Source organism: Enterobacter cloacae complex sp. SHL012 (assembly GCF_049237505.1).
GTDB classification, from domain to species: domain Bacteria; phylum Pseudomonadota; class Gammaproteobacteria; order Enterobacterales; family Enterobacteriaceae; genus Enterobacter; species Enterobacter kobei.
In genome coordinates this window covers 388,324-402,552 of the sequence record NZ_JBMKIZ010000002.1, presented here as the reverse complement: position 1 = coordinate 402,552, position 14,229 = coordinate 388,324, and the positions used below count along the sequence as shown (strand labels likewise).

Sequence of the window (14,229 nt, the reverse complement as noted above, 5' to 3'; positions counted from 1 at the left end):
CCCGGTAAGCGCAGCGCCACCGGGCGTTTTTTTACAACGTATGCTCGGTACGCGCAATAATATCGTCCTGTGCATCCGGCGACAGGGCGGTGAAGAACGCCGAGTAGCCCGCTACGCGTACCACTAAATCGCGGTACTGGTCAGGGTGTTTCTTCGCTTCCAGCAGCGTTTCGCGCGAGACGATGTTGTACTGAATATGCCAGCCTTTATGCACCTCGAAGAAAGTGCGCAGCAGCACCATCAGCTTCTGGCGATCGCTGTCGTTTTCCAGCGTCGACGGGTTCAGCTTCTGGTTCAGCAGCACGCCGCCCAGAATCGCCTCGGTAGGGAGTTTACCCACGGAGCCGATGACCGCCGTCGGGCCGAGGTGGTCGGTACCGGACGCCGGGCTTGCCCCTTCCGCCAGCGGGGTATGCGCCTTACGTCCGTCCGGAGTCGCCATCGTTGCCGCGCCAAACGGCACGTTTGCGGAGATGGAGGAGGTGCCCGCGTAGTAGTTACCGCCAATCGGACCACGACCATAGCGCGGGTTGTGGTACTGCTTCAGCTCTTCAATGTAGGTCTGGTAAGCACGCGTCAGCAGCATATCCACGCTGTCGTCGTCGTTACCGTACTTCGGTGCGCCGTTAATCAGACGCTGACGCAGCTGCTCGTGGGTCAGCCCGTCGAAATCATCCGCCAGCGCTGCCGCCAGCTGCTGTTGACCGATGACGCCCTGTTCAAACACCAGCTTCTTCACCGCCGCCAGACTGTTGCCGAGGTTGGCGATACCCACCTGCAGGCCGGAAACCCAGTCATACTTCGCGCCGCCCTGCTTGATGCTTTTCGCGCGTTCGATGCAGTCGTCCACCAGCGCCGAGCAGAGAATATCGTGCACGTTCTCTTCCAGCATGGTGTCCACCACGTACTCAATTTCGATGGATTTGCGGGTGTAGTAGCGAATCTGCATATCCCACGCCGCCATCACCTCCTCGAAGTTATCGAAGTTACCGGCAGAGAGCGCTTTTTCCTGCGGCAGGAATACCTTACCGCTGGTGGCGTCGCGGCCGCCTTCCAGCGCGGCGAGCATCACGCGGGCAAAGTTGATAAAGCTCATGCCGGTGCAGCGATAGCCCCACTTGCCGCCCACGGCGGTTTCGATACAGCCGATGGCCGCGTAGTCATAGGCGTCATCATGTTCAACGCCGAGCTTGATAAATTCCGGGATAACGATTTCATCGTTGTTGAACGCTGGCATCCCGAAGCCGCAGCGGATCACCTGTACGCAGGCGTCAAGGAAGTCGTTGCTCATGCCTGCGTGGTAACGCACGCTCAGGTTCGGCTGAGTGGAGCGCAGGCGACCGCAGGATTCCAGAATCGCGTAGGAGAGCGGGTTGACCGCGTCCATTGGCTCACCGTTGACCAGCTTCTGGCCGCCGATGGTGACGTTCTGGTACAGCGGGCTACCGGCAGAGGCCTTAGAGTGCGAGCCGGAGCGGATCTTGTTCACTTCCAGCAGCTTCAGCCAGCAGCTGTGCAGCAGCTCAATGGCGTGTTCGCGGTCGAGACTCTGGTTCAGCTCCACGTCGCGGCGGTAGAACGGATAGAGATACTGGTCCATACGGGCGAACGACACGGAGTGACCGTTAGACTCAATCTGCAGTATCAGCTGAATGAAATAGCACAGCTGCAGCGCCTGCCAGAAGGTTTTTGGCGGCTCGTGGGCAATCACGTCGCAGTTTTCCGCCATCGCCAGCAGCTCGTCGCGGCGGCTTTCGCGGGTTTCCGTGGCCGCCATTTCGCGTGCCAGAGCGGCAAAACGTTTGATGTGCAGGCTCACCGCGTCCAGCACGATATCGATCGCTTTCAGGAACTGGTCGCCGTGCAGATCGTCCAGCACCGTCAGGTTGATACGCGAGCGGCGCTCGGCGACTTTAGCGCGCAGGCCGTCGAGACCTTTCTCCAGCACCAGCGGGAAGTTCACCGCCAGGTGCGCGTCGCCGGAGGTCATGTTGCCTTCGGCTTTGATAATACCGGTTTCCAGCAGGCCTTTTTGCTCGTCGGTGAACATGCCGTAGCAGCGATCCTGCACCGTCTGGCCGCGCCACCACGGGCAGATCGCATGCAGGACGCGCTTGTTCTCTTCGCTCACCGCAAAGCCCGCGCCCGGACGGTCCGCCAGATCGTCGATCTCTTTTTCAATCCAGGAGACGGTGTATTCCGGGAAGATCGGTGCGGCGCGAACTTCGCTTGCCTGGTTACCGATAATCAGCTCGTCGTGTTTGATCCAGATGGTACGCTCAGCCAGATGATGTGCCAGCGCCAGGGCGCGACGCACCGGGATCGGCTTGTCCATGTGCTGCTGGTACATTTCGGTGTAATGCTGCGCGCGCTCGGTACAGACCGGCGGCTTAACGATATGGACCAGCGCGGTTTTGTGCGCCTTGATGCGCTCGCTGAGGGTGTTGAGATTTAACGTCGTCATAGGTTTATCCTCGTAAGGTCGCGGTTAACCCTTTCTGGCAGGCGTACTGCTGCGCGAAGTCTAGCAGGGCAGGGTTATCCAGCGGTTTGTCAGGGGCAGAGTAGGGTTGGCCAAGCAGGGTGTATTTGTTCATGCCCAGCGTGTGATACGGCAGGAAATGAATATCATCGACGCCAAGTTCATCGGCGGCGAAGTTGGTAATGGCGGTTACGGACGCTTCATCGGCATTGAACCCCTGAATCAGCGGTACGCGAATGGTGATTTTTTTCCCGGCAGCGGCAAGGCGCTTCAGGTTATCGAGGATCCGTTTGGCCGAGCCGTCCGTCCACTGTTTGAACACCTCAGGATCGACGTGTTTCAGGTCGGCGAGGAACAGATCGACGTACGGTAATGAAGGCTCGATATATTGCCACGGCACGTGAAGACAGGTTTCAACGGCGGTGTGGATCCCCTGTTCGTGGCTGGCTTTAAACAGCGCGTGCGCCAGCTCCGGGTTCATAAACGGCTCGCCGCCGGAAAGCGTAATACCGCCGCCGCTGCGGTCGTAAAAGGGCTTATCGCGCAGCACGGTCGCCATGATCTCGCCCACCTGCTGTTCTTCACCGCATACGGTCAGCGCCTGCGTCGGGCAGCAGTCAGTGAGGGCGTTGAGCGTCTCTTCACGCAATTTTTCACGGTGGATGACGAGACCATTCAGCGCGCGTTCGATACAGCCCGGCGCCGCCTGCTGACACAGGTCGCAGCCGTCAAGGCACAGGCGCGCATCAAACAGCACGTCCCGGCTACGGGAACGGCTTTCCGGGTTCTGGCACCAGCGACAGCCCAGCGAGCAGCCTTTCAGGAACACCACGGTACGAATACCGGGGCCATCGTGGGTGGAGTAACGCTGAATATTGAAGATCATGTTTTTACCCTCAAGTTGCATACGAAGATTAAATGACTTTCGAATGAAAGTTATCTTGATGCAGGTCAACTCCTGAGCAGGTTTTCCTGTGATAGGTTAAGTGCAGACTAATTTTGAGGGTGACATCATGGAACTTTATCTCGACACATCAGACGTTGCGGCAGTCAAAAAGCTGGCGCGTATCTTTCCGCTGGCGGGCGTGACCACCAACCCAAGCATTGTGGCGGCAGGTAAAACGCCGCTGGATGAGCTTCTGCCCGCGCTGCACGACGCGATGGGCGGTAAAGGCCGTCTGTTCGCGCAGGTGATGGCGACGACCGCTGAAGGTATGGTGGAAGACGCGCGTAAGCTGCGCGCGATGATTAACGACCTGGTGGTGAAAGTGCCGGTAACTGCCGAAGGGCTGGCAGCCATCAAGATGCTGAAAGCGGAAGGCATTCCGACGCTGGGTACGGCGGTGTATGGCGCGGCCCAGGGTATGCTCTCTGCGCTGGCAGGAGCAGAGTATGTCGCGCCATACGTGAACCGCGTGGACGCGCAGGGCGGGGACGGTATCCAGACCGTGGTTGAGCTGCAACAGCTGCTGACGCTGCACGCCCCGCAATCAAAAGTGCTGGCCGCGAGCTTTAAAACCCCACGTCAGGCGCTGGACTGCCTGCTGGCAGGATGCGAGTCCATCACGCTGCCGCTGGACGTGGCGCAGCAGTTTATTACCTCTCCTGCGGTAGACGCAGCGATTGTGAAGTTTGAGCAGGACTGGCAGGGGGCGTTTGGTCGGACGTCGATCTGACGGGTGCGGCCTGATGCCCTCACCCCAACCCTCTCCCACAGGGAGAGGGAGCAAACGCTAAAACGGCAACCTGAAGGTTGCCGTTTGCTTTAACCTCCACAAACCTCACACCCCGGATTACGCATCAGCTTCATCTCGCGGAACTGGCAGGTCATCGCGTCATACATCACGATTTTTCCTGCGGCAGGCGTACCGTAATGTGCCAGCACTTTAATCGCTTCCATCGCCTGCAGCGACCCAATCACGCCGACGAGCGGCGCCATCACGCCCGCCTCAACGCAGGTTAGCGCATTCTCACCAAACAGACGGCTCAGGCAGCGGTAGCAGGGGGCCCCCTCCGCATAGGTGAAGACGCTGATCTGCCCCTCCATGCGGATCGCCGCACCGGAGACCAGCGGGGTTTTGTGGGCAAAACAGCCTGCATTAAGCTGGTTACGAACGGCGACGTTATCGGTGCAGTCGAGCACCAGATCGTGCTGCGCAATCTGCGCAAATAACGCCTCGTCATCCAGCATCGCGTCAAGCAGGGTGAACTGAACGTTGGGGTTGATGCGCGCCAGGGCAGCCCGGGCGGATTCCACTTTTGGCTCGCCAATGGTTGCGTCGCTGTGCAGCGTCTGGCGCTGCAGGTTAGACACCGATACGGTATCAAAATCCAGCAGCGTCATCCTGCCCACGCCCGCCGCGGCCAGGTATTGCGCGGCGGCGCAGCCGAGCCCGCCGAGGCCAACAACCAGCACGCTGGCCGCCTTGAGTGCTTCCTGTCCTTCGAAATCAAATCCGCGCAGGACAATCTGGCGGTTGTAGCGCATCATCTCCTGGTCGCTCAGTTCCACCGTCATGTCAGCCTCCGAACAGGTGGTTGAAGCGCTCTACCTCAACCCATTCACCCGCTTCCACGTTGCCGCGCTCGCGCTCCAGCACGATAAAGCAGTTGCCCAGGCTGAAGGAGCTGAAAATGTGCGAACCCTGGTGCCCGGTCGTGCTGACTTCCAGCTCACCGTGCGCGTTATGCGCCAGAATGCCGCGCTGGAAATCTAGCCGACCCGGCGATTTTTTCAGGCGCGTCGCGGCGCGCACGCGCAGGCGTTTCGGCAGCGGGCTGGCGGCGTTGCCGGAAAGCTTCGCCAGCAGCGGGATCACCAGCTGGTAAAAGGTAAGTGCCGCTGAGACCGGGTTACCCGGCAGACCGCAGAACCAGCTGTGCGGAAGCTTGCCAAACGCGAACGGTTTGCCCGGTTTGATTGCCAGCTTCCAGAAGGCGATTTCGCCCAGCTCTTCAAGAAGGGTTTTGGTGTAATCCGCTTCCCCCACGGAGACGCCGCCGGAGCTGATGACCACATCGGCGGATTTATCCGCCTCAATAAATGCCGCGCGCAGTTTTTCCGGATCGTCAGGAATGATGCCGAGATTAATCACTTCGCAGCCCAGCTGCTCCAGCATCAGGTGGACTGCCAGCCGGTTGGTGTCGTAAATCTGACCGTCCTGCAGCGGCTGGCCCGGAAGCTGCAGCTCGTCACCGGTGGAGAACACCGCGACGCGCACTTTCCGGATAACGTCAATGTCCGCGATGCCGAGCGAGGCCAGCACCGGCAGCTCCGCCACCGTCAGCTTCTGCCCGGCGGCAAAGACCGTTGCGCCAAGGGTAATGTCCTCGCCGGTACGGCGGATGTTCTGGCCCGCTTTGACGCTGGCGGTAAAACGCACGCCGTCGTCCGTCTGTTCGGTTTCTTCCTGCATCACCACGGCATCGCAGCCTGGCGGAACCGGCGCGCCGGTCATGATGCGCACGCAGGTGCCCACAGGCCATTCACCGCTAAACGGCTGACCGGCAAAGGCTTTACCCGCCACCGGCAGGGCGTTGCCCGTCTGGAGGTCCGCCAGGCGTACCGCATAACCGTCCATCGCGGAATTATCGAACCCCGGCACGTTAAGCGGAGAGACGATATCGCGCGCGGCGATTCGGCCAAAACAGCGCACGAGGGGCAGCGTTTCGACGTCTTGCAGCGGCGAAAGTCGGTCAAGCATCTGCGTGAGTGCCGTCTCAAGCGGCATCAGTCCGGCGGTAAAATCCATGGTGGGCTCCTGAGGAGTAACAACGAAAGCGTCCATTATGGCAGAAAAGTGCGGCTAACTGTATGACCCGATGGGTGTACGCTTTACATCACAGTTGCGTCTTTCTATATTCAAAAATCATCTGAAGTTTCATCGACGATAATGATATTTATAGAAAAAGCCGCGAATCAGGCTAACGGGTGATGTGAATGGTTAATGCGGTAATCGCAATTCATGGTGGCGCAGGGGCAATCACCCGTGCACAGCTCAGTCCTGAGCAGGAAAAGCGTTATATTGACGCGCTGTACGCCATTGTTGAAACAGGTCAAAAAATGCTGGAAGCGGGCGAGAGCGCGCTTGATGTGGTCACCGAGGCGGTGCGTCTGCTGGAGGAGTGTCCGCTCTTTAATGCAGGCATCGGTTCAGTCTTTACCCGGGATGAAACCCACGAGCTTGATGCTTGCGTGATGGACGGCGTCACCCTTAAGGCAGGCGCCGTGGCGGGAGTGAGTCGTCTGCGCAATCCGGTGCTGGCAGCGCGTCTGGTAATGGAAGAGAGCCCACACGTGCTGCTGACGGGCTCCGGGGCGGAGGCGTTTGCCTTCGGTCATGGAATGGAACCGGTCTCTCCCGATCTGTTTTCCACGGACGCGCGTTTTCAACAGCTGCTGGAAGCCCGTTCGGCGGGCATGACGCAGCTTGACCATACTGCGCCGCTGGATGAAACCACCAAAATGGGCACGGTTGGCGCGGTGGCGCTTGATAAAGCCGGTAACCTCGCGGCGGCGACCTCCACGGGCGGCATGACCAACAAGCTGCCCGGACGCGTCGGCGACAGCCCGTTGCCGGGCGCTGGCTGCTATGCCAACAACGCCACGGCCGCCGTCTCCTGTACGGGCACCGGCGAAGTCTTTATTCGCGCACTCGCGGCCTACGACATCACCGCTCTGATGGACTACGGCGGTTTAAGCCTGAGCGAGGCCTGCGAGCGTGTGGTAATGGAAAAATTGCCTGCTCTGGGCGGCGTTGGCGGCCTAATTGCCGTGGACCGTGAGGGCAATGTGGCCCTGCCGTTTAACAGCGAAGGGATGTATCGCGCCTGGGGTTACGCCGGTGATGAACCGAGCACGGGCATCTATCGTGAATAAGGGGGCCGCGCGTGCCGCACAGTGAAGAGCTGGACAACGGCGAAGTACTGGCTGTCCATCAGCTGAATATTGCGTTTCAGGAAGAGCGGCAGTTCATCCCCGCAGTAGAAAATTTATCGTTCTCGCTCAGACGCGGCGAGACGCTGGCGATTGTTGGCGAATCCGGTTCCGGTAAATCGGTCACCGCGCTGGCGCTGATGCGTCTGCTGGAACAGACGGGCGGGCAAATCAGCAGCGAGAAGATGCTCCTGCGCCGCCGTAATCGTCAGGTCATTGATTTAAACGAGCTGAGCGGCGCGCAGATGCAGGGCGTGCGCGGGGCAGATATTGCGATGATCTTTCAGGAGCCGATGACTTCGCTTAACCCGGTTTTCCCGGTAGGGGAACAGATTGCCGAGTCCATCCGGCTGCACCAGGGGCTAAGCGGCGATGAGGCGCTCAACGAAGCCAGAAGGATGCTGGAGCTGGTGCGCATTCCCGAGGCGCAGGCCATTCTGGGACGTTACCCGCATCAGCTTTCCGGCGGTATGCGCCAGCGGGTGATGATTGCCATGGCGCTCTCCTGCCGTCCGGCGGTACTGATTGCGGATGAACCGACAACGGCGCTGGACGTGACGATTCAGGCGCAGATCCTGCAGCTTATCAAAGTGCTGCAGCAAGAGATGGAGATGGGGGTAATATTTATCACCCACGATATGGGCGTGGTGGCTGACATCGCCGACCGGGTGCTGGTGATGCACAAGGGCAATGCGGTGGAAACCGGCACGGTCGAACAGATTTTTCATGCCCCTGTGCATCCTTATACTAAAGCGCTGCTGGCGGCGGTGCCGCGTCTTGGCGCGATGAACGGCAGCGACCTGCCGCGTCGTTTTCCGCTGATTTCCCTTGAAGCGACAGGGCAGCAGGAGGATGAACGCGAGCAGGATACCGTGGTGCCGGGCAAACCCATTCTTGAAGTGCGCGACCTGGTGACCCGTTTTCCGCTGCGCAGCGGGATTTTCAATCGCCTGAAGCGCGAAGTCCACGCGGTCGAAAACGTCAGTTTCGATTTATGGCCGGGCGAAACGCTGGCGCTGGTGGGGGAGTCCGGCTGCGGGAAATCCACCACCGGACGCGCACTGCTCCGGCTGGTGGAGACGCAGGAAGGGACAATCACCTTTAACGGCGAACGAATCGACACCCTGCCAGACAACAAATTACAGGCGGTACGCCGGGATATTCAGTTTATTTTCCAGGATCCGTATGCCTCCCTCGACCCGCGCCATACGGTGGGATACTCCATTATGGAGCCGCTGCGGGTGCATAATCTGCTCGACGGCGAAGCAGCGCAGCGTCGCGTGGCCTGGCTGCTGGAGCGCGTCGGCCTCAAGCCGGAACATGCCTGGCGTTATCCGCACGAGTTTTCCGGCGGGCAGCGGCAGCGTATCTGCATTGCCCGTGCGCTGGCGCTGAACCCGAAGGTGGTGATTGCGGATGAGTCCGTTTCGGCGCTGGATGTCTCAATCCGGGCGCAAATCATCAACTTATTGCTCGATTTACAGCGGGATATGGGCATCGCTTTCCTGTTTATCTCGCACGATATGGCGGTGGTCGAGCGCATCAGCCATCGCGTGGCGGTGATGTTCATGGGGCAAATCGTGGAGATAGGTCCGCGAAGGGCAGTGTTTGAGAACCCGCAACATCCTTACACTCGCAAGCTTATCGCGGCGGTACCGGTTGCTGACCCCGCGCATCGTCACGGCCAGCGCGTGCTGCTGCAGGATGAAATGCCGAGCAATATTCGCAAACGCGGCGAGGCCGTGGAGCGCGTGACGCTGCGCGAAGTCGGGCCGGGTCATTTCGTCGCTCCCCCGCGTCAGGACAATGCGTTTTCGCGGTTATAACTTACAACAGGCAGGAGAACACAATGGTTACTTTTGTAGCGCGTAGATGGTTGTTAGCCGCGAGCGTGACGGCAGCCCTGGCCGCTGCCCCCGCGTTCGCTGCCAAAGATGTGGTGGTTGCTGTCGGCTCCAACTTCACCACGCTGGATCCGTATGACGCCAACGATACGCTTTCCCAGGCGGTGGCGAAATCGTTCTATCAGGGGCTGTTCGGCCTGGATAACGAGATGAAGCTCAAAAATGTTCTGGCGCAGGGGTATACCGTCTCCGACGACGGTCTGGTCTATACCATCAAGCTTCGTTCCGGCGTGAAGTTCCAGGACGGTACCGATTTCAATGCGGAGGCGGTAAAGGTCAACCTTGACCGTGCCAGCAACCCGGAAAACAGCCTGAAGCGCTATAACCTTTATAAAAACATCGCCAGCACCGAGGCGGTGGATCCGACGACGGTCAAAATCACGCTGAAAGCGCCGTTCTCGGCGTTTATCAATATACTGGCGCACCCGGCAACGGCGATGATCTCGCCTGCCGCGTTGAAAAAGTACGGCAAGGAGATTGGCTTCCACCCGGTCGGTACCGGCCCGTACGAGCTGCTCACCTGGAACCAGACCGATTTTGTGAAGGTGAAGAAATTCCCAGGGTACTGGCAGAAAGGGCTGCCGAAGCTGGACACCATCACCTGGCGTCCGGTGGTGGATAACAATACCCGCGCAGCGATGCTGCAAACGGGTGAGGCGCAGTTTGCTTTCCCCATCCCGTATGAGCAGGCCGCCATTCTGCAGAAAAACAGCAAGCTGGAGCTGGTGGCCAGTCCGTCAATCATGCAGCGCTATATCAGCATGAACGTCACGCAGAAGCCGTTTGATAACCCAAAGGTACGTGAAGCGATCAACTATGCGATTAACCGTCAGGCGCTGGTGAAGGTCGCTTTTGCGGGCTATGCCACCCCGGCGACCGGCGTGCTGCCTCCGGCTATTGCCTATGCGCAAAGCTATCAGCCGTGGCCGTACGATCCGGCTAAAGCGCGCGAGCTGCTCAAAGAGGCGGGCTTCCCGAACGGTTTCAGCACCACGCTGTGGTCGTCGCATAATCACAGTACCGCCCAGAAGGTGCTGCAGTTCACCCAGCAGCAGCTGGCGCAGGTGGGCATCAAGGTGCAGGTCACCGCGATGGATGCCGGTCAGCGGGCCGCGGAGGTCGAGGGGAAAGGGCAGAAAGAGAGCGGCGTGCGGATGTTCTATACCGGTTGGTCGGCGTCGACCGGTGAAGCCGACTGGGCGCTTGCACCGCTGTTTGCTTCGCAAAACTGGCCGCCAACCCTGTTTAACACCGCGTTTTACAGCAATCCGCAGGTGGACAACGATCTGGCCGATGCCCTGAAAACCACTAAACCGGAAGAGAAAGCGCGCCTCTACAAAGACGCCCAGGACCTTATCTGGAAAGAGTCGCCGTGGGTACCGCTGGTGGTGGAGAAACTGGTTTCAGCCCATAACAAAGCGCTGACCGGGTTCTACATCATGCCGGATACGGGCTTTAGCTTTGACGATGCGGATTTAAAATAACACTCATGCTGAATTATGTTTGTAAACGCTTGCTTGGGCTTATCCCGACGCTGCTGATTGTGGCGATACTGGTATTTTTGTTTGTGCATATGCTGCCGGGCGATCCGGCGCGTCTGGTTGCCGGGCCGGAAGCAGATGCCGCCGTCATTGAGATGGTGCGCAAGCAGCTGGGCCTGGATCAGCCACTGTATATGCAGTTTCTTCATTACATTTGCAACGTTCTGCAGGGCGATTTTGGCATCTCGATGGTGTCGCGTCGTCCGGTAGCGGAGGAAATCGCCAGCCGCTTTATGCCCACGTTCTGGCTAACGATTGCCAGTATGAGCTGGGCAGTGGTGTTTGGGCTGGGCGCCGGGATTGTTGCGGCGGTCTGGCGCAACCGCTGGCCGGATAAGCTCGGTATGGCGCTGGCGGTCACCGGTATCTCTTTTCCGGCGTTCGCGCTGGGGATGCTGCTGATGCAAATCTTCTCCGTTGAGCTGGGCTGGCTGCCGACCGTTGGGGCCGATACCTGGAAGCATTACATTCTGCCCTCTATGACGCTGGGGGCTGCCGTCTCGGCGGTAATGGCCCGCTTTACCCGCGCCTCCTTCGTTGACGTGCTGAGTGAAGATTATATTCGCACCGCGCGGGCGAAAGGGGTCAGCGAGAAGTGGGTCATTCTTAAGCACGGGTTTCGTAATGCGATGATCCCGGTGGTGACGATGATGGGACTGCAGTTTGGCTTTCTGCTGGGCGGCTCTATCGTCGTGGAAAAGGTCTTCAACTGGCCGGGGCTGGGGCGTCTGCTGGTCGATTCGGTCGAGATGCGCGACTACCCGGTAATTCAGGCGGAAGTCCTGCTTTTCTCCCTGGAGTTTATTCTTATCAATTTAGTGGTGGATGTGCTCTACGCCGCCATTAACCCGGCCATCAGGTATAAGTAAAATGCGATTGTTGAACTGGCGACGTCAGGCCGTTTTAAACGCTATGCCGGGGCTGAAACCGGAGCATATCCGCACGCCATGGTCGGAATTCTGGCGGCGTTTTCGCCGTCAGCCGGTCGCCATGACGGCGGGGCTGTTTGTGCTGCTGCTGATTGCGGTGGCGATCGTTGCACCCTGGGTGGCGCCGTTTGATGCGGAAAACTATTTTGACTACGACCGCCTGAACGATGGGCCGTCCATGCTCCACTGGTTCGGCGTGGATTCCCTTGGGCGCGATATCTTCAGCCGCGTGCTGGTGGGGGCGCAAATCTCGCTTGCCGCCGGGGTGTTTGCGGTACTGATCGGCGCGGCAATCGGTACCGTGCTGGGTCTCGTCGCCGGATATTACGAAGGCTGGTGGGACCGCATCATCATGCGAATCTGCGACGTGCTGTTTGCCTTCCCCGGTATTCTGCTGGCCATTGCCGTGGTGGCCATTATGGGCAGCGGCATGGCGAACGTGATTATTGCCGTTGCGGTATTTTCGATTCCCGCCTTTGCCCGACTTGTGCGCGGCAACACGCTGGTGCTGAAACAGCAGACGTTTATCGAGTCCGCCCGCAGCATGGGGGCCAGCGATGCCACCATTCTGTTCAGCCATATTCTGCCGGGAACGGTGTCGTCTATTGTGGTCTATTTCACCATGCGCATCGGCGTGTCGATTATTTCTGCGGCCAGCCTGTCGTTTCTGGGGTTAGGCGCACAGCCACCGACGCCGGAGTGGGGCGCGATGCTGAACGAGGCGAGGGCAGATATGGTGATTGCGCCGCACGTGGCGATCTTCCCGAGTCTGGCGATTTTCCTGACCGTGCTGGCGTTTAACCTGCTGGGGGACGGGCTGCGCGACGCGCTGGATCCGAGGATTAAGGGGTAGGGCAGTGGAATGTGCCGGGTGGCGGCTACGCCTTACCCGGCCTGGAAATGAGGTGCAGTGCGATTAAACCCGGCTACCCCACAGGTCATATTCGTCCGCGTTTTCAACCTTCACGCGAATAATATCACCCGGCTTAACGCGAGTTTCGCCGTTCAGGTACACCGCGCCGTCGATTTCAGGGGCATCTGCCATGCTGCGGCCAATTGCGCCTTCTTCGTCCACTTCGTCAATGATAACCATGATCTCACGGCCCACTTTCTCCTGCAGACGTTCAGCAGAGATCTGCTGTTGCAGCTGCATAAAGCGGTTCCAGCGCTCTTCTTTCACCTCTTCCGGCACCTGATCCGCCAGTTCGTTGGCTGTTGCGCCTTCAACCGGGCTGTACTTGAAGCAGCCTACGCGGTCCAGACGCGCTTCTTTCAGGAAATCGAGCAGCATCTGGAAATCTTCTTCGGTTTCACCCGGGAAGCCGACGATGAAGGTTGAGCGCAGGGTCAGATCCGGGCAGATTTCGCGCCACTGTTTAATGCGTGCCAGCTGACGGTCAACGGAGCCAGGACGCTTCATCAGCTTCAGGATACGCGGACTGGCGTGCTGCAGCGGGATGTCCAGATACGGCAGGATTTTGCCTTCCGCCATCAACGGAATGACGTCGTCAACGTGCGGATATGGGTAGACGTAATGCAGACGCGTCCAGATCCCCAGCTTCGCGAGCTGCTCGCACAGGCCCACCATGCTGGTTTTCACCGGCTCGCCGTTGTGGAAACCGGAACGGTGCTTCACGTCTACGCCGTAAGCAGAGGTATCCTGAGAAATCACCAGCAGTTCTTTCACGCCAGCATCGGCCAGACGTTTAGCTTCCGCCAGCACGTCGCCAATCGGACGGCTCACCAGATCGCCACGCATGGACGGGATGATGCAGAAGGTGCAGCGATGGTTGCAGCCTTCGGAAATTTTCAGGTAAGCGTAGTGACGCGGCGTCAGCTTCACGCCCTGTTCCGGCACCAGGCTCAGGAACGGATTGTGCTTTGGTTTTGGCACGTAGTGATGAACATGTTCCAGCACCTGCTCGTAACTGTGCGGGCCAGTGATCTCCAGCACCTTTGGATGAACTTCGCGGATCTGGTCCTCTTTCGCGCCCAGACAGCCGGTCACAATGACTTTGCCGTTTTCCGTCAGGGCTTCACCGATGGCTTCCAGGGACTCCTGAACCGCGCTGTCGATAAACCCGCAGGTGTTCACAATCACCATATCGGCGTTGTCGTAGCTTGGCACCACGTCATAGCCTTCGGTACGAAGTTCGGTCAGGATGCGTTCGGAATCCACCAGGTTTTTCGGGCAGCCGAGGGAGACGAAGCCGATTTTCGGCGGGTGCGTAACATTGCTCATAGGTTAAAAATTCATCAATTATGGAGTTATCAGGGCGGGATTTTACAGCGTATCGCGTGGGATTTATACACTCTTTGCAAGCGGGATGTGTCGGGCAGAGGTTGTAACATTGTAAATAATGTTAATCAGTTAAGAATAATTGATCTCAGGCATTAAACTGTACAAAAAATGAACTTATTCTGACTGTGCAACATG

11 protein-coding genes are annotated in these 14,229 nt (G+C 58.8%); 6 read left to right on the top strand and 5 right to left on the bottom strand.

What is annotated here, in order from left to right:
* Positions 1–31: 31 nt before the first annotated feature.
* Positions 32–2,464: a formate C-acetyltransferase/glycerol dehydratase family glycyl radical enzyme gene (locus tag ACOTY9_RS09560; protein WP_179120653.1), complete on the bottom strand. Its 2,433-nt coding sequence runs from the start codon at positions 2,462–2,464 to the stop codon at positions 32–34.
* Between the two features lie 4 nt (positions 2,465–2,468).
* Positions 2,469–3,368, bottom strand: coding sequence for a glycyl-radical enzyme activating protein (locus ACOTY9_RS09555; RefSeq protein WP_241819788.1), 900 nt, complete (start codon positions 3,366–3,368; stop codon positions 2,469–2,471).
* A gap of 127 nt (positions 3,369–3,495) precedes the next feature.
* Here ACOTY9_RS09555 and fsa point away from each other — a divergent pair, with 127 nt between their 5' ends.
* Positions 3,496–4,158 (top strand): fructose-6-phosphate aldolase, encoded by a 663-nt coding sequence (gene fsa / locus ACOTY9_RS09550; RefSeq protein ID WP_023336970.1) that lies wholly within the window; start codon positions 3,496–3,498, stop codon positions 4,156–4,158.
* 89 nt (positions 4,159–4,247) lie between these two features.
* On the opposite strand, the gene moeB is transcribed toward fsa, so the two are convergent.
* A complete protein-coding gene (gene moeB / locus ACOTY9_RS09545; protein WP_047343480.1) occupies positions 4,248–5,000 on the bottom strand; it encodes a molybdopterin-synthase adenylyltransferase MoeB in 753 nt (250 codons plus the stop codon).
* Position 5,001: 1 nt separating this feature from the next.
* Positions 5,002–6,234 carry a molybdopterin molybdotransferase MoeA gene (gene moeA / locus ACOTY9_RS09540; protein ID WP_032637117.1) on the bottom strand — a complete coding sequence of 411 codons (1,233 nt, stop codon included), beginning with the start codon at positions 6,232–6,234 and terminating at the stop codon, positions 5,002–5,004.
* A gap of 188 nt (positions 6,235–6,422) precedes the next feature.
* On the opposite strand from moeA, the gene iaaA reads away from it, so the two are divergent.
* Genes iaaA through gsiD form a run of 5 tightly spaced genes read left to right on the top strand, consistent with a single transcriptional unit; the run spans position 6,423 to position 12,645 of the window.
* On the top strand, positions 6,423–7,361 hold the full coding sequence (gene iaaA, locus ACOTY9_RS09535; protein ID WP_023336973.1) for a beta-aspartyl-peptidase: 939 nt from the start codon (positions 6,423–6,425) through the stop codon (positions 7,359–7,361).
* 11 nt (positions 7,362–7,372) lie between these two features.
* Positions 7,373–9,244 (top strand): glutathione ABC transporter ATP-binding protein GsiA, encoded by a 1,872-nt coding sequence (gene gsiA, locus ACOTY9_RS09530; RefSeq protein ID WP_023338180.1) that lies wholly within the window; start codon positions 7,373–7,375, stop codon positions 9,242–9,244.
* Between the two features lie 23 nt (positions 9,245–9,267).
* Positions 9,268–10,806, top strand: a complete 1,539-nt coding sequence (gsiB, locus tag ACOTY9_RS09525) for a glutathione ABC transporter substrate-binding protein GsiB (protein WP_047026679.1) — start codon at positions 9,268–9,270, stop codon at positions 10,804–10,806.
* 5 nt (positions 10,807–10,811) lie between these two features.
* Positions 10,812–11,732 carry a glutathione ABC transporter permease GsiC gene (gene gsiC / locus ACOTY9_RS09520; RefSeq protein ID WP_045268560.1) on the top strand — a complete coding sequence of 307 codons (921 nt, stop codon included), beginning with the start codon at positions 10,812–10,814 and terminating at the stop codon, positions 11,730–11,732.
* Between the two features lies 1 nt (position 11,733).
* Positions 11,734–12,645, top strand: a complete 912-nt coding sequence (gene gsiD, locus ACOTY9_RS09515; protein WP_014883135.1) for a glutathione ABC transporter permease GsiD — start codon at positions 11,734–11,736, stop codon at positions 12,643–12,645.
* Positions 12,646–12,708: 63 nt separating this feature from the next.
* Here the strand turns inward: gsiD and rimO are convergent, their stop codons facing one another.
* Positions 12,709–14,034, bottom strand: coding sequence for a 30S ribosomal protein S12 methylthiotransferase RimO (rimO, locus tag ACOTY9_RS09510; RefSeq protein ID WP_045134211.1), 1,326 nt, complete (start codon positions 14,032–14,034; stop codon positions 12,709–12,711).
* Between the last annotated feature and the right edge of the window lie 195 nt (positions 14,035–14,229).

Coding starts and splice junctions, on each gene's coding strand:
- gsiC (WP_045268560.1), top strand. CDS start 10,812: ATGCTGAATTATGTTTGTAAACGCTTGCTTGGGCTTATCCCGACGCTG.
- iaaA (WP_023336973.1), top strand. CDS start 6,423: ATGGTTAATGCGGTAATCGCAATTCATGGTGGCGCAGGGGCAATCACC.
- fsa (WP_023336970.1), top strand. CDS start 3,496: ATGGAACTTTATCTCGACACATCAGACGTTGCGGCAGTCAAAAAGCTG.
- gsiD (WP_014883135.1), top strand. CDS start 11,734: ATGCGATTGTTGAACTGGCGACGTCAGGCCGTTTTAAACGCTATGCCG.
- moeB (WP_047343480.1), bottom strand. CDS start 5,000: ATGACGGTGGAACTGAGCGACCAGGAGATGATGCGCTACAACCGCCAG.
- ACOTY9_RS09560 (WP_179120653.1), bottom strand. CDS start 2,464: ATGACGACGTTAAATCTCAACACCCTCAGCGAGCGCATCAAGGCGCAC.
- rimO (WP_045134211.1), bottom strand. CDS start 14,034: ATGAGCAATGTTACGCACCCGCCGAAAATCGGCTTCGTCTCCCTCGGC.
- moeA (WP_032637117.1), bottom strand. CDS start 6,234: ATGGATTTTACCGCCGGACTGATGCCGCTTGAGACGGCACTCACGCAG.
- gsiB (WP_047026679.1), top strand. CDS start 9,268: ATGGTTACTTTTGTAGCGCGTAGATGGTTGTTAGCCGCGAGCGTGACG.
- ACOTY9_RS09555 (WP_241819788.1), bottom strand. CDS start 3,368: ATGATCTTCAATATTCAGCGTTACTCCACCCACGATGGCCCCGGTATT.